The organism is Mycobacterium sp. DL99 (assembly GCF_004762045.1).
Lineage (GTDB): Bacteria > Actinomycetota > Actinomycetes > Mycobacteriales > Mycobacteriaceae > Mycobacterium.
Genome location: NZ_SJOM01000007.1, coordinates 4,951,747 through 4,974,596, shown reverse-complemented (window position 1 = coordinate 4,974,596; position 22,850 = coordinate 4,951,747). Strand labels below are relative to the sequence as shown.

Genomic DNA, 22,850 nt, shown 5'->3' with positions numbered 1-22,850 from the left:
GATCCGGTGGTTCAACCGAACTCCAGCAGTCCCACCACCGGGCGGACCGGGTCGAAGATCGGCAGGTGCTGCGCCTGCAACAGGGCGTTGAACACCCTGCCGCGGCCCGGCGGCATCGGCAGGTCGCGCACTGCGCGCACCCCGGGGACGGTGTTGACCAGGTCGGCCAGCTGCGTGGGGGACAGGCTGAACGGCATGGGCGGCACCCGATAGCGCATCGAGGTCCGCATCCCTCTGCGGGTCAGGAACGCGAAGGACGCCGGCGGCAGATCGAAGATCATCTGTCCGCCCGGAAAGCGTTGAGCGCAGGCACGGATCAACGACATGGCCTCCGCGGGCTGCAGGTACATCAGCAGTCCCTCGGTGGTGATGAAGACACCGTCGCCGGTGTCGACCTGGTCCATCCAGCTGAAGTCCAGTGCCGACTGCGCGCACTGGGTGACCCGGTCGGGCTTCGGCAGCAGTTTGTTGCGAAGCTCGATCATCGGTTCCAGATCGACTGACAACCAACGGAACTCATGTCCGAGGTCGGCAGCGTCGAGCCGGTAGAAGCTGGTCTGCAGTCCTTCGGCCAGCGCCACCACGGTGGCCCGCGGATGGTCGCGCAGGTAGTGGCCGGTGGTCCGGTCGAACAGCAACGACCGCAGGGCCATGTCCTGGCGGCGGGTGTAGCCGAACTTGGCGAAGTCGAAATCGATCGAGTCGACCAGTTGCACCGCCATGGGATCGTCGATCAGACCGTCGGGGCGGCGCGCTTCGTGAGCGCGCACCTGCAGGGTCATCAGTGCGGTCTCGGAGACGCCGGTGAGCGCGTTACCGCTCACCTTGCGTGAGGTACCCGTCATTGGCACGAATGTACCGAAGCCCGAGCGCATGATGGCATGAGGTCGAAAACCGCTGATCATCCGATCGGGAAGGAGTCTGCCGTGCCTCGCTTCGCGGCCAACCTCTCCATGATGTACGTCGAGCACGCTTTTCTCGACCGGTTCGCCGCGGCGGCCGCCGACGGTTTCACGGCGGTCGAGTATCTCTTCCCATACGCCTACCCGGCAGACCAACTGCGCGGGCGACTCGACGCCAACGGCCTGCGTCAGGTGCTGTTCAATGCGCCACCGGGAGATTTCGAGTCCGGGGAACGCGGCGTCGCCTCGCTTCCCGGTCGCGAGACCGAGTTCCGTGACGGATTCCAGCGTGCACTGAACTATGCCGAGACCCTGGACTGCCCACGGGTGCATGTGATGGCCGGCCTCGTCCCGACCCATGTCGACCGCGCGGACCGGTGGGCGGTGTACCGCGGCAACCTTGCCTGGGCCGCCGAGCAGGCTGGGGGCCGTGGCGTCGACGTGCTGATCGAACCGATCAACCAGCGCGACATGCCCGGCTACCTGCTGAGCCTGCAGGACGACGCCCACCGGATGGTGGACGAGATCGCGGCGCCCAACCTCAAGGTGCAACTGGACCTCTACCACTGTCAGATCAGCGAAGGCGACGTGACGGTCCGGCTGCGGTCGGACATTCCGACCGGCCGGGTGGCGCATCTGCAGATCGCCGGCGTTCCCGACCGGCACGAGCCGGACAGCGGCGAACTGGCGATCGACTACCTGCTGGCGGTCATCGACGAGACCGGTTTCGAGGGCTGGGTGGGCTGTGAGTATCACCCCGCCGCGGGCACCAGTGCGGGACTGGGGTGGATGCGAAGCTCGCGCGGGTGACGCGTCAGCGCAACACCTTGTCCAGCGTGCGGAGGTTTCGTGTCGTCGTCGAGGATTTGTAGCGCTTCTTGCCCATGGTCTTGCCGATGGCGCTGTCCAGCGTGGCGGCCCGACGCACCTGCCAATAGAGCACGCCGTCACCGCGCTGCAGCTTCTCGCAGTCGCTTGGGGACAGGGCTGCGAGCTCGTCGAGCAACTCGGCGTCACTGACGAACGTGACGTAGGAGTGGTGGTCGGCGACCTCCCGCTCGAACGGGTATCCCTCGGAGATCTTCTGCAAGGTGGCCAGGTCGTACACCAACACCCACGCCTCGTAGCCGAAGGTGTCCCGTAGTGCACGCTCGGCCGTGCTTCGGACCTTCTCGGCATTGGATGAGCTGTCCAGCAAGACATTTCCGCTAGCCAGGATGGTCCGAACCTCGGTGAACCCGGCTGCCTCCATGGCCTTCGCCACCTCGGCCATCTTGAGGTTGACGCCTCCGACGTTGACGCCACGCAAGAACGCGATGTAGCGGGTCACGGCTCCAGCCTAACCAGTCATTTCACCGGCAGTTGGTCCAGTTCGGCCTTCGAAGTGGCCGTGATGAGGTGCAGCACACGGCGGAAGGCGGGAGAGCGCGGCGACATGATCGACGTGTGGTTCTCGCCGGGCAGCAGTTCGACGCTGGCCCGACCGCCGCGTTTCTTGAGCGCTGCCACGTAGCGCTGCGAATTAGCCGGTGCCACAACGGTGTCGAGTGTTCCGTGGACCGCGATCACCGGCACCTTCGGGTCGAGATTCTGGATCGGGTCGACTGAGGCGTACCGCTGCGGCACCTCGGCGGGGCGGCCGCCGAGCACCGCGGCGATGTGCCTGTCACCGTGGTTGGCGGCGTACACCATGTCGAGCGGACCGGCCAGCGAGATGACCCGGGTCGGCCGGAAGAGCGGCCGCGATCCGACCTCGTCATCGGGCAGGTCGTGCCGGGTACTGGCCCACACCGCCAACTGAGCTCCCGCACTGTGGCCGACGACAAGGGCATCGTCGACGGCCAGCTGCGGGTACTGCAGGGTCACCTGGGGGACGTAGTCCATGGCGCGAGCCACATCGTCGAAAGTGGTCGGCCACCCACCGCCCGATCCGACCCGGCGGTATTCGATGTTGTAGACGGCCAGGCCGTGGCGGGCGAGTTCGCGGGCCAAGCCGTCGAACACGCCGGCACCCATCGTGCTCTTCCACCCGCCGCCGTGGATTAGCACCACCAGCGGGAGCGAATTGAACGCCTGCGCTCCGGACGGCAGATACAGATCCGCCCAGTTCTGGTCGGGGTATCGCCCGCCCGCTTGTCCGTCGGACAGGTAGTGGAACCGGGTGACGGTCACCGTGCGCAGTGTGAGCACTTCGGGCACCACCGCAATCTCGGTAGTTCGCGCCTCCGTCGCGCACGACGGCGTGACCGCAATGATCAGCATCGCGGCGAGCACCGTCAGCAGGCGGCGGTTCAGTAGAGCCATATCGTCCCGGCCGGTCAGAAGTCCAGCACCGTGATGGACGGCCGGTTGCGGTGGATCGGGCCGATCCGGTCCAGCCATGGCTGGGCGGCCAGCTTGAACAGGCCGCGTCCCGGCGGCATCGCCACGTCGCGGGCCGACCGCACCCCGGCGACGGCGCCCGGTCCCGTCCCGGCCATGGCCAGGCCCTCGTCGGCAGTGAGGGCGAACGGCATCGGCGGCGCGATGTAGCGGTCCGACAGATGCAAACCCTTGATGGTGCGGCGGCTCGCCCAGTGCGGAATCGAGTCGAACATCATCCGGGCGCCGGGAAACCGTGCCGCGCAGTCGGCGATCAGGCTGCGCACATCGTCGGGTTCCAGGTACATCAGCAGACCCTCGGCGGTGATGAACACGCCGTCGCCTGCGTCGACCCGATCCATCCAACTGCGGTCGAGCGCCGACTGCGCCAGTGCCACGATCCGGTCATCATGGGGCAGCAGGCGTTCCCGGATCGCCATGACCGGCGGTAGATCGACCGAATACCAGGTCAATTCGTCGGCCACCCCGGCCTGATCGAGCCGCCAGAAACTGGTCTGCAGGCCCTCGGCCAGCGCCACCACGGAGGCCTTCGGGTGCGTCGTGAGGTAGTCGCGGGTCTCGAGGTCGAATGCGCGGGCCCGCAGGGCATGGGCCTGCATGTGCCTGCCGAACTTGCCGTATTCGAAGTCGATCGTGTCGAGCAGTGCCACCGCCCACGGGTCACGGATCACGCCGTCGGAACGCTTGGCCTCGCTGCCGCGATTGCTCAGGGTCCACAACGTGGTCGCCGAGACGCCGTCGAGGGTGTTGCCGTCAATCACACTCATCGAACCGATGGTAAAGACGTACGCTCGTCACATGGGGCGTCAGGTTTTCGACGACAAGCTTCTGGCCTTGATCGGCGGCAACTCGATGGGAGTTCTTGCGACGATCAAGCAGGACGGTCGTCCGCAGCTGTCCAATGTTTCCTACTACTTCGATCCGCGCGCGGTGCAGATCCAGGTGTCGATCACCGAACCGCGCGCCAAGACCCGCAATCTGCGGCGGGATCCGCGTGCGTCCATCCATGTCAGCTCCGATGACGGCTGGTCCTATGCGGTCGCCGAAGGGGACGCCATCCTCACCCCGCCGGCTGCTGCGCCCGACGACGACACAGTCGAGGGGCTTATTGCGTTGTACCGCAACATCGCCGGTGAACATCCGGATTGGGACGATTACCGGCGCGCCATGGTCGATGATCGCCGTGTGTTGCTGACGCTGCCGATCACGCACGTGTACGGGATGCCGCCGGGCCGGCGGTGAGGGCCCGCCTGAGGCGCGCTAATGCGCGTGACTACGGCATCGGAATCGGGCTACGCTGCCGCGTATGGCTGACGACAAACCGGAAGACGACAACAAGCGCAAATTCCGGGAGGCCCTGGAGCGCAAGAAGGCGCAGTCGGCGGGAGGCGCGGCGCACAAGGACGGCGGCCGCAACCAACCGCGGGCACACGGCCCGGTGGAGAACCGCCGCGAATTTCGCCGCAAGAGCGGATAGTCCGCATACGAGACTGCGCACAGATCGCGATTTCTCGCGGAATCGCGATCTGTGCGCAGTCTCGGCGTGTTGTGCGGGGTGTCGACGCTCCTCAATCACGTTGCCGGGCAACGAGCTGGCCGCGTTTCTCGATGGCGTCGAGCAGGACTTCCACGCTGAACTCGAAGACCTCGGTGGTGTCCGGGTAGATCGTCGGAGCAACGCTGGCCGACGATGGAAAGCGGCGGGGATCGAGCGCGGCGTAGTGCCTGCGCTGTTCGTCGCGTAGCTCGGTGTCGGTCAGCCAGGGCGACAAAGCTGCGACCAAGCCGTTTCCGACGGTGTGGTTGTAAATGGTCTGGTGGTAAAGGCCGAGTTCGCCCTCGTCGACTCCGGCCCGGATCAGCTCACGGACAGTCCATTCGGTGAGGTGGAACAGCTGCGGCTCGTCGTCGGGCTGACCGGCCATCGCCGCGGCCAGGCCTTCATGCCGGCGGTAGATCTGCCACCACTGGATCATCAGCTTGCGGAGATTGTCACGCCAGTGCCCCTGGGGGTCCGGTTCGTCCACCTCCAGCCGGAACAGGTCGTCGATCAGCGCCGAGATCAGCTCGGCCTTGTCCCGGAAATGCCGGTACATGGCAGTGGCGTCGACGCCGAGTTCGTTGCCGAGCCGCCGCAAAGTGAGTGCGCTCAAGCCGTCGCGGTCGCAGATCTCCTGAGCCGCTCGGAGGATCACGGCGCGGTCCAGCCGAACAGTGTTGCTACGGGTGGGCGATCCCTGGGCTCGTCGACTGCGGTCCACGGTCCACAGCATCGCACGTGGAACAGCCGGATCTGTGCAAGCGGAGTCAACATTGCAGACATCGCAGTTGTCATCGCTGTTGACACAGCTCGGAAGTATCGCCAAGATCACACCGTCCGGCTCGTATGGCCGGACCGCCGACACCGTCGGTGAGCCCCCCAGGTGGCCATGAGAAAGGCGCCGCATGAGCCAAACGCAGCCCGGCAGTCCCAGGGCCTACAAGCAAGAACTGAAACGCGACCTCAGTCTGTGGGAGAACTCGTCGCTGGTCATCTCCGCGACAACCCCGGCGACCGGCGCGTTCATCATCGCCCCCGTGCTCTTCGGGCTGAACGGCACCGGCGCAGCGTTGACGTTCTGCATCGCCGCAGTCCTCGGCCTGTCGCTGGCCTACTGCTGGGCGGAATTGGGTGCCGCCTATCCGATCGCCGGTGGCGACTACACATTCATCGCACGCATTCTGGGGCGTGCCCCCGGATTCGTCTCGATGTTCATCACCGGGCCCGTGCAGGCCGTGCTCATCCCGGCCGTCGTCGCGCTGGGGATGGCGGAGTACCTACGGGTCATCGTCAACGTGGACGCGAACATTCTCGGGGCCGTGATCATCATCGGCGGTGCGGTAATCGCGCTGTTCGGCGTCCGGCTCAACGCGATCGCGGTGACCGTCCTGCTCGTCGTGGAGATCTTGGCGGTCGTCCTGGTAGCAGTGTTCGGATTCATCAACGTGCAGCGGCCGTTGAGCACCCTGCTGCGGCCTGAGGTCTTCGACGCTCAGGGCATCGCCAGCCCGCTCACGCTCAGCGCACTGGTGGCGGGCATCGCGGTCGGCAGCTTCGCCTACAACGGCTTTCAGGGCGCACTGATCTTCTCCGAGGAAACCGTCGGCGCCCGCCGCAACGTCGCCCGCGCCGTCTTCATCGCCCTCGGCGTCGCTGTCGCCTGCGAGGTTTTCCCGGTGGCCGCCGCCACCCTCGCCGCCCCCTCCCTCTCAGAGCTGTCGAACTCGGACAATCCGTGGCAGTACGTCCTGACCGCGATCGGCGGCGACACCTTCAACACCGTGATCAGCCTCGGTATCGCGGTGGCCGTGCTCAACGCCGTCATCGCCCTCATGCCGTACTACGCGCGGATCCTTTACAGCACCGGCCGGGACATGGCGTGGCCGGGCGCCATCAGCCGGGCGCTGGCCGTGGTGCATCCGAAGTACGGAACACCTTGGCTGGCAACGATTCTGGTCGGGATCGGCGGGGCGGTGATGATCTTGTGCTCGGATGTGGCCACGCTGACCACATGGACCGGAGCACTACTGGCCGTGGAGTTCATCCTCGTCGCGACATCGGCGCTGGTGAGCCGGCTCCGCAACCCTGAGCTGGACCGCCCGTACCGGATGCCGTTGTGGCCGCTGTGGCCGATCGTCGCGATCATCATGTCGATCGCCGTGCTGAGCCAACAGGTTCGCGCGGACCTCGTCGTGGCAGGCGCGTGTGTTGTGCTTGCCCTGGTCTACTACGTCTTCTACCTGCGTCCGCGTGGTGAGACCCACTTCTTGATGCTGGCGCCACCGGACGAGGATCGTCGCGAAATGGAAGCGGAGATGGCCTGATGCAGTTGGATTTCGCGGTGGTCGATGACATCGCTACTGAGTTCCACCGCAGTGGGCGGGCCCCGGGACTGCAGATCGCAGTGCTCGCGGACGGCAGGGTGGCGCACTTCACCGGGTGCGGCGTCGCCGATTGCGTAACCGGTGCTGTCCCGGCGGCGGATCGGTTCTTCCGTATCGCATCGATGTCGAAGAGCTTCACGGCGGCCGCGATCCTGCAGTTGCGTGACCGTGGATCCCTCGGTCTCGATGCCCCCGTGATCGACTACCTTCCCTGGGCCACAGGTCTTTCCGGGCTCACCGCCGACTCGCCGAGAATTACCGTGCGCCACTGCCTGACGATGAGCAGCGGGCTGCCCAGTGACGATCCCTGGGCCGACCGGCAAGAGGAGATGACGCAGGCCGATTTCGACGACCTGTTGCGCCGCCCGGTGTGGGGCGCGTATGCACCCGGCACCGCCTTTGCCTACTCCAATCTCGGGTATGCGCTCCTCGGCCGCCTTCTGGAGGCCGTCACCGGCGGGCGGTTCATCGATTACGTGACCAGTGAGCTACTGCTGCCGCTGGGTCTGGCAGACACCACCTACGACTACCGCACTGTTCCGGCGGGGCGGCTGGCACAGGGTTACCGGCCTACCCCGAACGGTGAGTGGGAACCGCAGTCGTTCACCGCGCCAGGAAGTTTCTCCGCCATCGGGGGACTGCTCAGCACCGCGACCGACATTGCGAAGTGGGTCGCTTGGCTCGCCGACGCGTTTCCGCCGCGCGACGACGGTGACGATGCGGTGCTCACGCGAGCCTCCCGGCGGGAGATGCAGCAGTCACACCGCCTGCTTCCGTTCGACGTCGTAGACGACGCAGACGGCCGGAACCGGTTGATGAGCAAGGGCTTTCCCTGGGGTCTGTCCGGCTACGGCTACGGTCTGTTCGTCGAACCCGACCCGGCGGTGGGAGCCATCAGCCAGCACCCGGGTGGCTACCCCGGTTTCGGTTCGTACATGGGCTGGCACCAATCCAGTGGGCTTGGGGTCGTGGCCTTCGCCAACGGCACCTATGCCCCCGTCGCGGTACCCGCGCGGGCTGCGCTCGAGGCGCTGCTCCGGCAGCGGCAGGCCGGTCCTGACCGGGCGTTCGCCACCGAGCACCTGCGGTCCGCCGTCGATCTGGTCGAGGGTGTCATCGCGGATCCGTCAGCCCTGCGGGAACCCGCATTCGCCGGCAACGTGCTCCTCGATATCCCACTGGCCGAGCGGATCACCGCGATCACCGCCGCGCGTGAGGCGATGGGCGAGCGCAACGGCCAGACCGAGATCGAGGTGCGGTCACCGACCGAGGCGGTCTGCCGGATGACGGGTACGCGCGGACGGGTCGACGTGACCTTGGCGCTGACTCCGACGGATCCGCCTCGCATTCAGACGTTCACGGTGGAAGCCGTGCGGCTCGACTGACTGCGCGCAGGTCGCGAATTTCCGCAGAATCGCGACCTGCGTGGCGGCCACGCGGCACATGCCCTGGCAAATCGACTGAGAGTCAGATCAACTCGTTCGACGCTAAGGCCGCCCACAGGCGCCAGACGAGGACGGGGTTTCGATCACCGAACCGCGTGCCAAGACCGGCAACCTGCGAGGCGGCCTGAGAGCGACGCCACCCTTATCCGACTAGGGCGTCGTCGCATGATGACAGCGTGTGATCAGCAGCAGCGTGGCTGCGTCTCATTGCCTCTAGTTTGTGTCACTCGGTCGGCGCACCGGGCGAGGAGACAATCCACGCCGTCGACGAAGTAGCCGAACCCAATTGGACCATTTTGGTTGTGGCACATGCACGGGATTACCAACTGCGCGCTCGACGTTGTCCAGCAATTCCTCAACAACGACGTTGTGTGTCGGCTCGACAAAGAACCTCACCCACCATGCGAGCGCGAGGCTCCTGACTTCAATGTCGATGGTATGCCGTACCAGGGTCCCGGTACCGCGCGGTAGCAATTCGAATGCGTGGTGGCCATCGATTTGGCGGTCGGCGATTGAGTCGAACGTCAACTCCAACAGGCGATGCGGGATCAGGGCGGTGCAGTGGTATCGGACTGCGCCGTGGCCGCCAGCTGAACCTCGTCTCAGTGGCGACTCCAGCCGCGCCGGCGGCCAGTTGTCGCGGGGCCAGATCTTGTCGGCGTCGCTTCCGAGGCTTTCCAGCAGGGGCCACAACGTCGTCGGATCGGCGTCAATCCATCGTTCATGTACATTCCTGATCGGCAGGCCTGGCGTTACGCTACGTCCTCTCGACCGGGGCCGGCGCACTCTCGACCGGGGCCGGCGCACACGACGCGTCATCGAAGAAGGAACTCGATCGCGATGCGTTCGAATGCCTGCTTGGCTTCGATCATCACCCAGTGCCCGCAGTTTGAGAATATGTGCAACTCGGCGTTGGGAATGAGTCGCATCGGCGCCATGGCCATATCTGGCGGGCACTGCCGGTCCTCACGGCCCCACGCCAGCAATGTCGGACACCGCACCGTGTGCAGCATCGACCAATAGGGTGGCCTATTCGAGTTGGCCATCAATTGCTGCTGCGCGGCAAGGGCGCCGGAACCGTACATCGCTTCCAGCGTGTGGTGCGTCGCGGGATCTTTGGCGCTGTGCCAGCGTTCCTCGATCCGTTCCTCGGTGATTAGAGCAGGGTCGTGGACCATGCAGTTGAGCCATCGAACCAGCTTTTCCCGGCTGGGATCGTCGGCAAACTCCTGTAACAGTCGGGTGCCCTCACTCGGGTTCTGGCTGAAAAGATTTGGCCCAACTCCGCCGATGGTGACCAGCTTGCGAACTCGCTGCGGGTACTTCATCGCAACATTGACGGCGACGACCCCGCCCATCGAGTTGCCGATCATCGCAGCCGAGTCGATGTTCAGTGCGTCCATGAAGCGGACCACCGACGATCCCGCGGTCAGCACTGGATGGCCGTCGACCGGATCGCTCACCCCGAAACCGGGGAATTCGAGGATGTAGCAATGGAAGTGCTCGGCGAACACCCCGAGGTTGCCCCGGTAGTTTCGCCAGCCGCTGACGCCGATGCCTGAGCCGTGCAATAGCAGCAGTGGGGGGCCCTCGCCAGCCTCGTGGTAGCGCAGCACTCCGGAGTCAGTAACGACTTCCCGCTTCGTACCCTCGAATGTGATAGCCATACCGGCAACACTAGAACACGTTCCAATTCACTGAACGCGATCCGCTGCACATGCAGCGCGCCCCTGTTCCGGTTCGGGCTGACTGGGTTCGGCTGCCAGCCACCGCGCGGCTATCAGCGCCGTCACCATCACCGCTACGCAGTTCACGCCCTGATCCTTCAGGCCCCAGGCCACCGAGGTCAGTGTGGCCGCACCGGCCACGCAGAGCAGCAGGCCCACCACCGCACTGCGAATTCCGGTGCGGGCCACTGCGCCACCGTCCCACAGCGGCAGCGGGTTGTTCTCCAGCGGCCGTAGTGCGACGAACGCGACCGCGACCAGTCCGGCCATCAATGCCAGTTGCAGGACCGACAGGGCGACGAACCCGGGGGCGGAAGTGTCGTAGCGGTCCAGGCCCAGGTAGTCGAACACCAGGTGCAGGCCCAGCAGCAGCGGCATGTGCCACAGGTACAGCGTCATCGCGCCGGAGTTGCCGATCGCGGTCAGCCACCACACCCGCGGCCTCTGCGCCCACCGGTTGATGGCAGGGGCGGCGGCAATCGCGAACGCGCACATCATGATTGCGTGACCGGCCAGCAACAGTGACGGCGGCGTCATGTTCTTCAGGTGCTGGGTCTCGATGCCGACCAGGCTCAGCTCGTAGGGGCCGAAGTACAGCAGCGCCAGGTTCACCCCGAGCATGCCCATCCCGATCTTGAGCGCGGCGCCGCTGGACAGCAGGTTCCGACGGTAGGCGACACCGAACACGCCGGGGATCAACCACACCACGGTGTTGAGGTAACCCAGCGAGGCGTAGCCGTCCATGGTGATCCGGACTACGTCGATCGCCGCGATGAATGCGTAGGTGCCGATGACCGCGCCGGCCACCTGCGTGGTCGTGGTGATGCGGGCCAGCACCGGCACCGCCGCCAACACCAGGACGTAGGCGCCGAGGAACCACAGCAGCTGGATGGAGATGCCGGCGATGGGCTCGTAGACGTGCTCGGGCAGCACGAACCGCAACACCGCCAGGGTGACGGTCCAGAAGGCCAGGTAGTAGAACACCGGGCGGTACAGCCGGGTGCAGCGCTTGAGCAGCCAGCCGCCCCAGGACGAGCCGGGCCGCCAGGACTGCACGGATGCGGCGACCCCGGCGAAGAAGAACAGCGGCATGATCTGGAACACCCAGGTCAGTGCCTGAAAGACGATGGATTCCGTGAGTAGGTTGCTCCAGATGAACACGTCATCGCGGATCGTGCTGGTGGCCATCACGGTGTGGCCGAACACCACGCCGATCAGCGAGACGATCCGGATGACATCGATGGCGCGGTCCCGGTCAGCCGGAGTCTGGGCCTCGACCTCCGCAGGGGACGGGAACAGCCCCTTCGCGGGGGCTTTCTTGGCAGCTGTGTCAGCAGCAACGGTCATGGCAGAAACGCTAGGGCCCCGCGGCCGCGTAGTCCCTAGGTAGAAGCACCTAACTTCGCGTCAGCGCTCTGGTTCTGCCGGGCCTCCTCGATCAGGATGGCGGCGAGGCAGGCGGCCGCGAGCACAGCGACCGCGATTGCGAAGGTGATGCCGGCGGTGCGCAATCCCCAGACCTGGGCGGCGAATCCGACACCGACCACCGGCAACGACAGTGCCACGTATGCCACGACGAAGTACGTCGAACTGACCTCGGCACGCCGATCGGCGGGCGTCAGCTCGGCGACCGCGGCGAGCCCGCGGCTGAAGCTGATGCCCTGGCCGGCACCCGATACCAACGCGGCCGCGATCAGGCCCGGCAACGACGAGAAATTCAGTGCCACAGCCAGAATGATCATCCCGACGACCAGGATCGCGCAGCCGGCGGCGACCGCCCGCTGGGGTGGAATCCGGGTCGCGAAGATCTGGGCCAGCGCCGATGCCGCGAAGATCGACCAGGCCATCGCGCCGGCCACGGCATGGTTGGTGATGCCGATGACGTTGGCGAGGAACGACGGCGCCACCGCCGTGTACAGGCCGGTGACGGTGAAGCCGGCGAACGCGGCCAGCGCCGCGATGATGAACACCCGGCGCACTTCGGCGGGTACTGACAGCCGCTGCAGTCCGATGCTCCCGGCCGGGCTGGAGGTTTCCGGCACGATCAGCAGCGCGATGCCGGCCAGGACGGCCAGCACGATGTGCACTACGAACGGCAGCAGCAGCGGCTCCGGTGCGTACTCCACCAGCAGGCCCGCCAGCAGCGGCCCGGCGCCGAGGCCGCCGATATTGGCGACGGTGGCGACCGCCGCGGCCCGCGAGCGCCACGCGGGTGGGGCGGCCTCGATCACCGCAGCGGTGCCCGCCCCGGTGAACAACCCCGCCGATATGCCGGACAGCACCCGGCCGATCAGCAGCACCGGTACCGAGTCGGCGACCAGGAACACCCCGGCACTGGCCAGCGCGGCCACCACACTGGCCAGCAGGATGGGCCGCCGCCCGACCGCGTCGGACCAGCGACCGAACACCAGCAGCGCGAACAGCACGCCGCCGGCATACGTGGCATAGATGACCGTTGTGGTCAGCACCGCGAAATGCATGCGGTCGGCGTAGAGCGCATACATCGGCGTGGGCAGCGTGGTGCCCAGCATGATGGCCAGGAACGCGTATGCGAGGAGAGCGAACGCGAAGCGCCCCCGGAAGTCAGGCATGTGCCATTGAAACGTAACGGGGGCGCTTGAGCTTCCCGGGCTACTGTCCGTCGTGTTCGCCGATCTTTTTCATCACGTAGTCAGCCAGCAGCTCGTTCGCATGCGTGGTGAGGTGCTCGCCCGCGGCGAACACGTAGGTGCGGTCGGCGTCCGGGGACTTCCAGGCGTCGGCAGCGCAGAAGTCCTGCCCGGGCTCCTTACAGGCGTCCTCGTTGGCCCCGTGGGTGAATCCGTAGGTGTCGGCGTTCGTCAACAGGTCGTCGATGAAGGCTCCGGTGTCGAGCACCTGGATCTTCGGGTCCTTCGGCAGCGAGTTCACCAGGCTCGTGTTGTAGACGTCGGTCAGCTCGCCCACATACTTGCGTGACGCGTCCGACTCGAACCAGGGCAGAACCGCGAGATCGGCGAGCTTGAACACGACCAGGTGCTGCGCGCCGTTCGCCAGGATGTCCGAGGCGGTCTTCGCTTCGTCCTGGGCGGCCTTCTGCACCCGCGCCCGCTCAGTGGCCATGACCTCCGGCGAAGGACTGTGGTTGTCGCGCAGGGTTTGCGCCAGCGCCGGGTCCTTGGTCAGGTCGTAGTTGTACGCAACGTCATTCGTTCCGATGTACAGAGTCACGAGCTGGTCCGCGCTGAAGGATCCATGTTGATCCAGGAAGTGCTGGAGCTGCACCGCGGTGGAAATCGGAGTGCCTTCAGGATTCTGCGACACCGACGAATAGGGGCTGTTCGCCCGGGCGCCGCCCTGGGCGTAGTTCAGCCCGCCGGGGCCCTCGAGACCGGGCTTGCCCTGATACACATCGCTGTAGCTGGCGACATGCTCATTCGGTTCGGCCGATTGGCCGAGCCGTTCGGCAACGTGTTGGGCCCACGTCATGCCGGTGCCGGTGGTGAAGCGAAGACCGAACGCGCCGGGGTCGGTGAGGCTGTCACCGAAGAACACGGCTTCGCGGAACTTGGCCGGCGCGTCGGTGTTGGCCGCGGGCGTCTCGGCGGCACTGCACGCCGTGAGTGCACTGACCGTCATTGCCGCGGCAACCGCCGCCTGGACACGAACCGAAATGGGCATTCTGAATTCCTTTACTGCTGCTGAGGGTTTCGCATTGTGTGAGTTCCGTCTTGGTGGAGCAGGTCCTATGTGCGGTGATCAGTGCGCGACTGCCTTCTCCGCACCCACGCCGGTCAGCGACCGCACTTCCATTTCGGCATTGAGCTCCGGGCTCCCGCTGTCGGACGAGGTGAGCGTGCCGATGATGCCGAGCGCGAACGCCAGCGGGATGGACACGATGCCCGGATTGGCCAGCGGGAAGAAATCAAAGTCCGCGCCGGGGATCATCGCGGTCTTACTGCCCGAAACGGCAGGCGAGAACACGATCAGCACGATGGTCGAGATGAGGCCGCCGTACATGCTCCACAGGGCGCCGCGGGTGTTGAACCGCTTCCAGTACAGCGAGTACAGGATCGTCGGCAGGTTGGCCGCGGCCGCCACGGCGAATGCCAGGGCCACCAGGAACGCCACGTTCTGCCCGTTGGCCAGGATTCCCAGCCCGATCGCGAACACGCCCAGCACGACGGCGGTGATGCGCGACACCCGCACCTGCTCGGCTTCAGTCACCTTGTGCGACTTGAGCACTGAGGCGTAGATGTCGTGGGCGAAGGAGGCTGATGCCGTGATGGTCAGGCCGGCCACCACCGCCAGGATCGTCGCGAACGCCACCGCCGAGATGACGCCGAGCAGGATCACGCCACCGAGTTCGAAGGCCAGCAGCGGGGCCGCGGAGTTCACGCCGCCGGCCGCCCCGAGGATCCGGTCCGGGCCGACCATGGCTGCCGCGCCGTAGCCGAGGACCAAGGTGAACAGGTAGAAGGCGCCGATCAGCGCGATCGCCCAGACCACCGACCGCCGAGCCTCTTTCGCGGTCGGCACCGTGTAGAAGCGCATCAGCACGTGTGGCAGGCCCGCCGTGCCGAGCACGAGTGCCAGCGCCAGCGAGATGAAGTTGATCTGCGAGGTGAGCGACCCGCCGTACTGCGCGCCGGGTGCCAGCACGTCGCGGCCGGATACGCCCTTGGTGGTGGCTCCGGAGATCGCCGACTGCGCCGAGCCGAGGATGTCGGAGAAGTTCAGTCCGAACTTGCTCAGCACCATCACGGTCATCAGGGCGGCGCCGGCGATCAGCAGTACGGCCTTGATGATCTGCACCCAGGTGGTGCCCTTCATGCCGCCGACCAGAACGTAGACGATCATCAGGATGCCGACGACGGCGATCACGATCGACTGCCCGGCCCGGCTGTTGACGTCGAGCAGCAGGGCGACCAGGCCACCGGCCCCGGCCATCTGGGCCAGCAGGTAGAACAGCGACACCGTCAGCGTCGAGATCGCCGCGGCCAGCCGCACCGGCCGTTGCTTGAGCCGGAAGCTCAGCACGTCGGCCATGGTGAATTTGCCGGTGTTGCGCAGCAATTCGGCCACGAGCAGCAACGCGACCAACCAGGCCACCAGGAAGCCGATGGAGTAGAGGAAGCCGTCGTAGCCGTAGACGGCGATGGCACCGGCGATGCCGAGGAAGCTGGCCGCCGAGAGGTAGTCGCCGGCGATGGCGATGCCGTTCTGCGGGCCGGAGAAACCGCGGCCACCGGTGAAGAACTCGTCGGCGGTGGCGTTGCGCTTGCTGGCCTTGATCACCACGATCATCGTGACGACGACGAAGAGGCTGAAGATGCCGATGTTGGCGACGGGGTTGCCGACGGTTTCGGCGGCGAGGGTGGTGATCGTCATCAGGCGGTGCCCTCCAGCTCTTCGCGGATCGCGGTGGCCCGCGGGTCGAGCTCTTTGTTGGCGAAGCGCACGTACAGCCCGGTGATCAGGAACGTGGTCAGGAACTGGCCCAACCCGATCAGCAGGCCGACATTGATGTTGCCGAACACCGGGATTGCCATGAAGTCGTGGGCGAATGCGCCGAGCGCGACGTAGAGGGCATACCAGAGCAGGAAGAACGCGGTCATGGGAAAGACGAAGCGGCGCAGTCTGGTACGCAGCTCCTGAAATTCGGGACTGGTCTGCATGGCGAGGAACTGCTCCCCGGTGGGGGCAGACCGCTCGGGAAGGTCGGTTTCGGTCACCGAGGACTCCTGACAATTGGCTGTGTGTCGGTTGGGCACTGAACCTAATTGAGAGGTGGGTCACACAGGGGCCGTATCACGGTCGATACGCCGAATCCGGCCATCGTTGCGCTGAACGGTCGGTCGACGGGGCTGAGCGGCAGGCGGTCAGCCCGGGGGGACGCGCTCGACGCCCAGGCCCAGCCGTTCCGGTACGTGCATCCGCGCGAAGATCTGCGCGATGCCGGGAGTCGGCCTGGTGAACCGGCTGACCACGATCATCGTCAGAAAGGCGATCGGCACACTCACGGCCGCCGGGTAGCCCACCATCACCGCGGGCCAACCGCCGAGCACGGCGTCGTCCACGCCGCCGGTGATCGCCACGAGCACCGCGCCGCCGCACACGCAACCACCGACCACGAGCCCACAGGCCGCGCCGACAACCGTCAGGCCGCGCCACCAGATCCCGAGCACCAGCAGCGGACACAGCGTCGACGCGGCGACGGCGAAGGCCAAGCCGACGCTGCGCGACAACTCCAGCCCGGACACCATCAGCGACAACGGAATCGGGATCAACCCTCCGATCACCGCGGCGATCCGGAAATCTCGGACCCGGCCGCGCAGCACATCGGTGGCCAGTGCGCCGGCGATGCTGACCAGCAGCCCCGACGAGGTGGCCAGGAAGGCCGCGATCGCCCCGGCGGCCACCAGCGCGGCCAGCAGTTGGCCGCCGATTCCGCCGACGGCGGCCCCGGGCGCCAAAAGAACGGCAGCGTCGGCGGTCCCGGTGATCAGCAGCTGCGGGACATAGAGCCGGGAGAACACCCCGAGCAGGACCGGGAAGATGTAGAACACCGACAGCAGCGCCACCACCGCGAGCGCGGTCCGGCGCGCGGCCCGCCCGTCGGGGTTGGTGTAGAACCGGACCAGCACGTGCGGCAGGCCCATGGTGCCGAGGAATGTCGCGACGATGATGGACAGCACCTGATAGAGCGGATGCCCGCCGCCCAGGCCGCCGCCCGAGGCGATCCACTCGCTGCCGGTGCCCGGGGTGCCGGCCACCACGGGCGTGGCCGCACCGGCGGCAAGCGTCAAGGTTGTGCCCGCGCCGAGGGTGTGTTGGCCGGGCGCCGTGATCCTGGCGGACTCGACGTGGCGGCCGTCGAGATCGCCGGACACGGTGATGCCGGCCGGTTCGATGACCTGGACCATGACAGCGGTGTCGATCTGCACGGTGGTCTGCTGCTGTACGGTCGGCGGTAGCGGGCCGCCCAATTCCCCTCGGTCGCTGATGAACAACCCGAGAAGCGCCAGCGCCGGGACCGCGACGGCGGTGAGTTTGAGCCAGTACTGGAACGCCTGCACGAAGGTGATCGATCGCATGCCACCGGCCACCACGTTGGTGATGACGATCGCGGCGACCAGCAGCGGGCCGACCCAGACCGGAACGCCCAGAAGCGTTTTCAGGGCGAGTCCGGCCCCCTGGTACTGCGGGGCCAGATAGAACAGGCAGATCACCACGACGACGAGCATGGCCACCTTGCGCAGCCGGGCCGAGCCGAGCCGGAATTCGGCGAAGTCGGGGACGGTGTAGGCCCCGGAGCGGCGCAGGGGCGCTGCCACGAACAACAACACGCCCAGATAGCCCGCGGTGAACCCGACCGGATACCACAGCGCGTCGGCCCCGTATTTCGCGATCAGCCCGGCCACTCCGAGAAACGAAGCAGCGGAGAGGTATTCACCGGAGATCGCGGCGGCATTCCATTGCGGGCCGACACTGCGCGAGGCCACCAGGAAGTCGGAGGTGGTGCGCGACAACCGGACTCCGTAAGCCCCGATCGCGATGGTGGCCACCACGGCGGCCAGCAGGGCGGCGGCGGTCAACGGTGCGCCGGTCATGGTTCGCTGTCGACGACCCGGACGAAGTCCCGTTCGCCCTGCTCTGCCAGCCGCACGTACAGCCGCCCCACGCCGTACAGCAACGGGTAGAGCAGCCCGGCCAGGATCAGCCAGTTGAGTCGGATCCCGAACACGGTGAGCGCGGCCAGATCCGGCACGGCGGCATTGAGCAGCAGAAGCGCCACCACCGCTACGACTACGACGCCGGCCAGCCGCAGCGCGAGGCCGAGCTGGGTCCGCACCAGGCCGCGGACGAGCGCGTCGCCGACCTGTGTCTGCTCCTGGACCTCGACGCGGGTTCGCACCATGCGGGTGCCGCGGCGGTGGGCGAGGACCACCCGCTCACGTTGAGGAGTGGGCCGCTCACTCATCGCTGCCCGCCGGCTTGAGGGAACGCATCGGATCGCGGACCAGCCGGTCGCGCAGTTCCCGGGCCTGGCGTCGGCTCACCGGCAGTTCGACAGCGGGCGAAGTTCCGTTGGCGCGCAACCGAACCAGAACCGCGCCATCGGACGTGCGGAGCCCGGTGACCTGTCGCAGGGACACCAGGTAGGACCGGTGGATGCGCTGGAACCCGTGGTCGCGCCAGCGGGTTTCCAAGGTGCTCAACGGGATTCTCACCAGGTGCGCACCGGTCGCCGAGTGCAGCCTGGCGTAGTCGCCCTCGGCCTCGACCCAGCCGATGCTGTCGCGGGGCACCAGGTGAGTGATGCCGCCCAATTCGGCGGGCACGACATCCCAGTCCTGATCCTCGGCGGTGGCGCCCCCCGCCGCCTCGGCCGGTGGTCGTAGTGCCGCCGAGGCGACCCGGCGCACGGCCTCATCCAGGCGGTTCTGCCGGATCGGCTTGAGCAGATAGTCCACGGCGCCGACGTCGAAGGCGGCCACCGCCTTGTCCTCGTGGGCGGTCACGAATACCACGGCGGGCCGGTTCGTGTAATTGGCCAGCACACCGGCCAATTCGATCCCCGACAGCCCGGGCATGTTGATGTCGAGAAACACCGCGTCGAAGGCGTGCTGGTTGAGTTCGCGTAGCGCCGAGGTGGCGTCGGACGCGGTGTGCACCGCACCGATGTCGGGGTGCCGGCCCAGCAGGTAGGCCAGCTCGTCGAGTGCGGGTGCCTCGTCGTCGACGGCGAGCACGGTCAGGTTGGCACTCACCTGAACACACCTCCGCCGGCTCGGACCCCTGAGCGGAACTTCGGCACGCGCATCACCACTTTCGTGCCCGCCCCGACCGCTGTCTCGACCACAAGACCGTAGTCGTTGCCGAACGCCGCGCGCAGCCGGTGATCGACATTGGTCAGCCCGACGTGGGCGGACTCGCCGGTGCGGTCGGCCAATGCGTCGCCGGGTCCGGCGCGCAGCGTGTCCGGATCCATGCCGGTGCCGTCGTCCTCGACGGTGATCACGCATTCGGTGCCTGCGTCGCGCGCGATGATCTCCACCGATCCGCCGCCTTTGCCGGCCAGCCCGTGCCGCACCGCGTTCTCCACCAACGGTTGTAGCGCGAGGAACGGCACCACGACATTGAGCACCTCGGGGGCCACCTGCAGCCGCACCCTCAGGTTGGCGCCGAACCGGGCCCGCTCCAGAGTGAGGTAGCGGTCGATATTGCGCAGCTCGTCGGCCAACGTGGTGTATTGCCCGGCCGCGCGGAATGAGTACCGGGTGAAGTCGGCGAATTCGAGGATCAGCTCACGGGCCCGGTCGGGGTCGGTGCGGACGAACGACGCAATCGTGTTGAGCGCGTTGTAGATGAAGTGCGGGCTGATCTGGGCGCGCAGCGCCAGCACCTCGGCCCGGTCCAGCCGGGCGCGCGACGCGTCGAGCTCGGCGAGCTCGATCTGGCTGGCCGCGTAGCGGGCCACCTCGCCGACCGCGCCGAGCATGCCCGGGCCGGGGCTGGCCGGTGCCAGCACGACGAGGGCGCCGAGCACCTCGCCGCCCTCGGTCAGCAGCGGCTGGGCCACCACCGCCGTCGAGCGAGCCGTGCGCAGCACGCGGCGCCCGGCGGCGATCGACTCCCGTGCGGTGTCGGCGCAGACGTCGACGGTGTCGGACTGCCAGATCGCCTCGTCGTCGTGGTCGCGGGCCAGCAGGGCCGCGTCGTCGTCGAACAGCGCCAGCCCTGCGGTGCCGGTCAATTCACGCAGATAGGGCGCGGCGGTCCGAGCGGATTCGGTGTCCAGACCCTGGCGCAGTGCACGGGCCGCCTGGGCCGCGGTGTGCAGTGCGGCGTGCACGGCACGCTCGGTGGGGGTGGCCACCACTTTTCGGGTGCGCACCACCACGACGGCGGCGAATGCCGCCAGGATCAGCGCCAGGGCCAGCGCGACTGCAACCTCGCCGGACATCGTGCGGCCAACCTTAGATGGCTTTGCGGGAAAACCGCAGCTAGCTCACCTATTGAACGGGGCAGGCGTACTTTCTGGCCACGTCGTACACCCGCTGCTCGGCGCCCGGGCCGATCACGCCCTGTGCGGCCAACTCCCAACTGATGTACCCCGGGATGCTGCCCGTACAAGCCTGGTGAGCGACGCGCCATGCAGTATCCGGGTTGAGGTGGAATCCATTGCGGTCCAGGCCCTGCATGTAGTTGTCGAAGTCCGGCGTGCCCTGGTCGGGGATCGCGTTGGCCGTGGCGGCCAAGGCAATCGCGGTAACCACCGCTGCAATAAGTGGTGCAACGACGCGTCTCATGTCCAACTCCTATGGGCATATTCACCGGTTATCGCGTACACATTCGCACACTGGACCGACACAGACGTCAAAAACGTGCGGAGTCCTAGACTGGCGCCGTGGGAAAACTGCAGCTAGTCCAAGATCCGGACGCCGACGCGCTGCTGGAGTCCAACCCGTTCGCGCTTTTGGTGGGGATGTTGTTGGACCAGCAGATCCCGATGGAGACGGCATTCGCCGGGCCCAAGAAGATCGCCGACCGTCTCGGTGACGTCGATGCCCGCGAGATCGCCGACTACAACCCGGACGAATTCATCGCGGTGGTTTCGCAAACCCCTGCCATTCACCGGTTTCCGGGGTCGATGGGCAAGCGGGTGCAGGACCTCGCTCGGGCCATCGTCGACGAGTACGACGGTGACGTGACGGCGCTGTGGACCGGCGGTGACCCCGATGGCAAAGAGGTGCTGCGCCGGCTCAAGCGTCTGCCCGGGTTCGGTGATCAGAAAGCCCGGATCTTCTTGGCGCTGTTGGGCAAGCAATACGGGGTCACCCCGGAGGGCTGGCGTGAGGCGGCGGGGGATTACGGCACTGCCGGCAGCTTCATGTCGGTGGCCGACGTGGTGGATCCAGGGTCGTTGCAGAAGGTTCGCACCCACAAGAAGCAGATGAAGGCCGCGGCGAAGGAAGCCAAGGCCGCCAAGGCCTGATTGGCTTCGAGCCTGCGCACAGATCGCCGACTCTGCGGTGAGATCGTGTTTCGGCGCGAAATCGCGATCTGTGCGCAGACTCGACGATCGATCTAGAACGTCGGCCCGTCGAAGCGTTCGCGGCTGGCGATCTCGGCGACCGACACGCGCTTGAGTTTGGTCAACTGGCGTACGGGCTTGCCCAGCGGCACCACCGCGGCGACCGCGAACGGTTCGGGTATCCCGAGCAATGCCTTGACCTGGGGCTCCTCTGCCACGGCCATGGTGGTCAGCACGCCGCCGTACCCTTCGTTGCGCGCGGCGAGCAGGATGTTCCACACGAACGGATACACCGACGCCCCGGAAACCACGCCGATGCGGTCGAGATCCTGGTCGATTGCCGCGACGACGCCGAGGTCGACGCAGACCACGAGGACCACGTCGGCGTCGAGGAGCAGGGTGGCCCGCGGAACCTGCACGGCGGCCACTTCGTCGGCGGATACACCCATGGGATGCACCGGGTTCCAGGGGTTCTCGCCGTTTCGCTGTTGGGCGAGATAGCGGCGCGCGCCGGTGACGCTGAGGTCCGCGAGTGACTCTCGGGTGTCGCGATCGCGGACAACTACGACGCGCGTGCCCTGACGGTTACCGCCGCTGGGTGCGAACCGGGCGTTGTCGAGGATCCGTTCCAGCACATCGTCGGGCAGGTGTTCGTCGGTGAACTCGCGAGTGGCCCCGGTCGTGCGCATGACGTCGTATAAGTCCATGACCAGATCCTTTTTTCGGCAGGCGACCTATGCAAAGGTGAATATATGGCGAAGACACACCTGAATTGCCCGTGCGGCGAAGCGATCAGCGGGACCGATGAGGACGACCTGGTCGAGAAGGCCCAGGCGCACCTGGCTCAGCAGCACCCCGGGCGTGAGTACGACCGGGAAATGATCCTGTTCATGGCTTACTGATTCACGGCCTACCAGGCCCCCAGACTTACAGCCCCTGACAAAATTCCCGGTCGCCGGCCATGAGGCCAGCGACCGGGAATTTCGTTTCCCCATTCATATGGTGTGGTCAGGGCACCACCGTGGATCCGATGGTGGGCATGAACTGGCACTGCATCTCGGTCGTCGTGACCTGTCCGAAGATCGTCGTCATGATGCTGCCCGATCCGGTGTCGGCGATCGCGGTCAGCGTGGTCGGGCCCTCGGGGTTGAGGTCCGAGCGCGGCTGGAGCGTCACACTGCCGGACTTGCCGGTCGTCAGGTTCACCCATGTGGCGTTGAGCGGAAGCTTCTGCTCGGCGGCCGGGCCGGGGGTACCGATCGCGGTGAACACGTACGCGGTCTGGCCTGGCTTCGGGCCAGGCAGCGGGATGGTGGCGGGCCCGGCCACTGAGATCGCGGTTGCCAGAACATTTCCGCCGTCTTTGAGGCACCCGTTGCTGATCGACGGGTACATGAAGTCCTGCTTCGTGGGTGTGTTGGGTCCGAAGCCGGGGGCCGCGGCGCCCGCC

Annotated in this window: 25 protein-coding genes; 7 read left to right on the top strand and 18 right to left on the bottom strand. The window is 66.6% G+C overall.

All coding sequences use genetic code 11. The features are described 5' to 3' along the window. Positions 1-11: 11 nt before the first annotated feature. The gene (locus EYZ64_RS24235; RefSeq protein WP_135457427.1) at positions 12-845 is read right to left on the bottom strand and encodes a class I SAM-dependent methyltransferase; all 834 of its coding nucleotides are present in this window, start codon (positions 843-845) and stop codon (positions 12-14) included. An 81-nt stretch (positions 846-926) separates the two neighbouring features. Between EYZ64_RS24235 and otnI the strand changes: the two genes are divergently transcribed. Next, positions 927-1,712 carry a 2-oxo-tetronate isomerase gene (gene otnI / locus EYZ64_RS24230; protein WP_135457425.1) on the top strand — a complete coding sequence of 262 codons (786 nt, stop codon included), beginning with the start codon at positions 927-929 and terminating at the stop codon, positions 1,710-1,712. Positions 1,713-1,716: 4 nt separating this feature from the next. Here otnI and EYZ64_RS24225 read toward each other — a convergent pair whose 3' ends face one another. Genes EYZ64_RS24225 through EYZ64_RS24215 form a run of 3 tightly spaced genes read right to left on the bottom strand, consistent with a single transcriptional unit; the run spans position 1,717 to position 4,051 of the window. Further along, the gene (locus EYZ64_RS24225; protein WP_135457423.1) at positions 1,717-2,232 is read right to left on the bottom strand and encodes a DUF1697 domain-containing protein; all 516 of its coding nucleotides are present in this window, start codon (positions 2,230-2,232) and stop codon (positions 1,717-1,719) included. Positions 2,233-2,249: 17 nt separating this feature from the next. Further along, positions 2,250-3,206: an alpha/beta hydrolase family protein gene (locus EYZ64_RS24220; protein WP_135457421.1), complete on the bottom strand. Its 957-nt coding sequence runs from the start codon at positions 3,204-3,206 to the stop codon at positions 2,250-2,252. Positions 3,207-3,220: 14 nt separating this feature from the next. Then, on the bottom strand, positions 3,221-4,051 hold the full coding sequence (locus tag EYZ64_RS24215; protein WP_135457419.1) for a class I SAM-dependent methyltransferase: 831 nt from the start codon (positions 4,049-4,051) through the stop codon (positions 3,221-3,223). Between the two features lie 31 nt (positions 4,052-4,082). On the opposite strand from EYZ64_RS24215, the gene EYZ64_RS24210 reads away from it, so the two are divergent. Then, the gene (locus tag EYZ64_RS24210; RefSeq protein WP_135457417.1) at positions 4,083-4,526 is read left to right on the top strand and encodes a PPOX class F420-dependent oxidoreductase; all 444 of its coding nucleotides are present in this window, start codon (positions 4,083-4,085) and stop codon (positions 4,524-4,526) included. Between the two features lie 64 nt (positions 4,527-4,590). Next, positions 4,591-4,761, top strand: a complete 171-nt coding sequence (locus EYZ64_RS24205; protein WP_090428085.1) for a DUF5302 domain-containing protein — start codon at positions 4,591-4,593, stop codon at positions 4,759-4,761. A 91-nt stretch (positions 4,762-4,852) separates the two neighbouring features. On the opposite strand, the gene EYZ64_RS24200 is transcribed toward EYZ64_RS24205, so the two are convergent. Continuing rightward, on the bottom strand, positions 4,853-5,479 hold the full coding sequence (locus EYZ64_RS24200) for a TetR/AcrR family transcriptional regulator (RefSeq protein ID WP_167857948.1): 627 nt from the start codon (positions 5,477-5,479) through the stop codon (positions 4,853-4,855). Between the two features lie 250 nt (positions 5,480-5,729). On the opposite strand from EYZ64_RS24200, the gene EYZ64_RS24195 reads away from it, so the two are divergent. Further along, positions 5,730-7,148, top strand: a complete 1,419-nt coding sequence (locus EYZ64_RS24195) for an APC family permease (RefSeq protein WP_135457413.1) — start codon at positions 5,730-5,732, stop codon at positions 7,146-7,148. Next, a complete protein-coding gene (locus tag EYZ64_RS24190; protein WP_135457411.1) occupies positions 7,148-8,593 on the top strand; it encodes a serine hydrolase domain-containing protein in 1,446 nt (481 codons plus the stop codon). The genes EYZ64_RS24195 and EYZ64_RS24190 overlap by 1 nt, the downstream gene beginning before the upstream one ends. Before the next feature lie 875 nt (positions 8,594-9,468). Here EYZ64_RS24190 and EYZ64_RS24185 read toward each other — a convergent pair. The 11 genes from EYZ64_RS24185 to EYZ64_RS24135 form a co-directional block, all read right to left on the bottom strand. Next, entirely contained in the window at positions 9,469-10,320 is an 852-nt protein-coding gene (locus tag EYZ64_RS24185; protein ID WP_135457409.1) for an alpha/beta fold hydrolase, read from the bottom strand. Between the two features lie 27 nt (positions 10,321-10,347). Further along, positions 10,348-11,727 (bottom strand): acyltransferase family protein, encoded by a 1,380-nt coding sequence (locus tag EYZ64_RS24180; protein ID WP_135457407.1) that lies wholly within the window; start codon positions 11,725-11,727, stop codon positions 10,348-10,350. A 35-nt stretch (positions 11,728-11,762) separates the two neighbouring features. Then, positions 11,763-12,971: an MFS transporter gene (locus EYZ64_RS24175; protein WP_135457406.1), complete on the bottom strand. Its 1,209-nt coding sequence runs from the start codon at positions 12,969-12,971 to the stop codon at positions 11,763-11,765. A 40-nt stretch (positions 12,972-13,011) separates the two neighbouring features. Next, a complete protein-coding gene (locus EYZ64_RS24170; RefSeq protein WP_135457404.1) occupies positions 13,012-14,040 on the bottom strand; it encodes an SGNH/GDSL hydrolase family protein in 1,029 nt (342 codons plus the stop codon). 78 nt (positions 14,041-14,118) lie between these two features. Then, positions 14,119-15,750, bottom strand: coding sequence for a monocarboxylic acid transporter (locus EYZ64_RS24165; RefSeq protein ID WP_135457402.1), 1,632 nt, complete (start codon positions 15,748-15,750; stop codon positions 14,119-14,121). After that, complete coding sequence (locus EYZ64_RS24160; RefSeq protein WP_135457401.1) at positions 15,750-16,094, bottom strand: DUF485 domain-containing protein; 345 nt, start codon at positions 16,092-16,094, stop codon at positions 15,750-15,752. Before EYZ64_RS24160 ends, EYZ64_RS24165 begins: the two co-directional genes overlap by 1 nt. 147 nt (positions 16,095-16,241) lie before the next feature. Beyond that, positions 16,242-17,972 carry a sodium/solute symporter gene (locus EYZ64_RS24155; RefSeq protein ID WP_135457398.1) on the bottom strand — a complete coding sequence of 577 codons (1,731 nt, stop codon included), beginning with the start codon at positions 17,970-17,972 and terminating at the stop codon, positions 16,242-16,244. After that, a complete protein-coding gene (locus tag EYZ64_RS24150; protein WP_167857947.1) occupies positions 17,969-18,343 on the bottom strand; it encodes a hypothetical protein in 375 nt (124 codons plus the stop codon). Before EYZ64_RS24150 ends, EYZ64_RS24155 begins: the two co-directional genes overlap by 4 nt. Beyond that, positions 18,336-19,133: a LytR/AlgR family response regulator transcription factor gene (locus EYZ64_RS24145; protein ID WP_135457396.1), complete on the bottom strand. Its 798-nt coding sequence runs from the start codon at positions 19,131-19,133 to the stop codon at positions 18,336-18,338. Before EYZ64_RS24145 ends, EYZ64_RS24150 begins: the two co-directional genes overlap by 8 nt. Then, entirely contained in the window at positions 19,130-20,329 is a 1,200-nt protein-coding gene (locus EYZ64_RS24140) for a sensor histidine kinase (RefSeq protein ID WP_135457394.1), read from the bottom strand. The genes EYZ64_RS24145 and EYZ64_RS24140 overlap by 4 nt, the downstream gene beginning before the upstream one ends. A 49-nt stretch (positions 20,330-20,378) precedes the next feature. Beyond that, positions 20,379-20,675 (bottom strand): DUF732 domain-containing protein, encoded by a 297-nt coding sequence (locus tag EYZ64_RS24135; protein WP_135457392.1) that lies wholly within the window; start codon positions 20,673-20,675, stop codon positions 20,379-20,381. A gap of 98 nt (positions 20,676-20,773) precedes the next feature. Here EYZ64_RS24135 and EYZ64_RS24130 point away from each other — a divergent pair, with 98 nt between their 5' ends. Beyond that, positions 20,774-21,361 carry an HhH-GPD-type base excision DNA repair protein gene (locus EYZ64_RS24130; protein ID WP_135457390.1) on the top strand — a complete coding sequence of 196 codons (588 nt, stop codon included), beginning with the start codon at positions 20,774-20,776 and terminating at the stop codon, positions 21,359-21,361. Between the two features lie 92 nt (positions 21,362-21,453). On the opposite strand, the gene EYZ64_RS24125 is transcribed toward EYZ64_RS24130, so the two are convergent. Further along, the gene (locus EYZ64_RS24125) at positions 21,454-22,107 is read right to left on the bottom strand and encodes a nitroreductase family protein (protein WP_135457388.1); all 654 of its coding nucleotides are present in this window, start codon (positions 22,105-22,107) and stop codon (positions 21,454-21,456) included. A gap of 45 nt (positions 22,108-22,152) precedes the next feature. On the opposite strand from EYZ64_RS24125, the gene EYZ64_RS24120 reads away from it, so the two are divergent. Beyond that, a complete protein-coding gene (locus tag EYZ64_RS24120) occupies positions 22,153-22,302 on the top strand; it encodes a DUF1059 domain-containing protein (protein ID WP_003882209.1) in 150 nt (49 codons plus the stop codon). 106 nt (positions 22,303-22,408) lie between these two features. On the opposite strand, the gene EYZ64_RS24115 is transcribed toward EYZ64_RS24120, so the two are convergent. Continuing rightward, a partial coding sequence (locus tag EYZ64_RS24115) for an Rv1157c family protein (RefSeq protein ID WP_502702987.1) occupies positions 22,409-22,850 on the bottom strand: 442 nt, incomplete at its 5' end.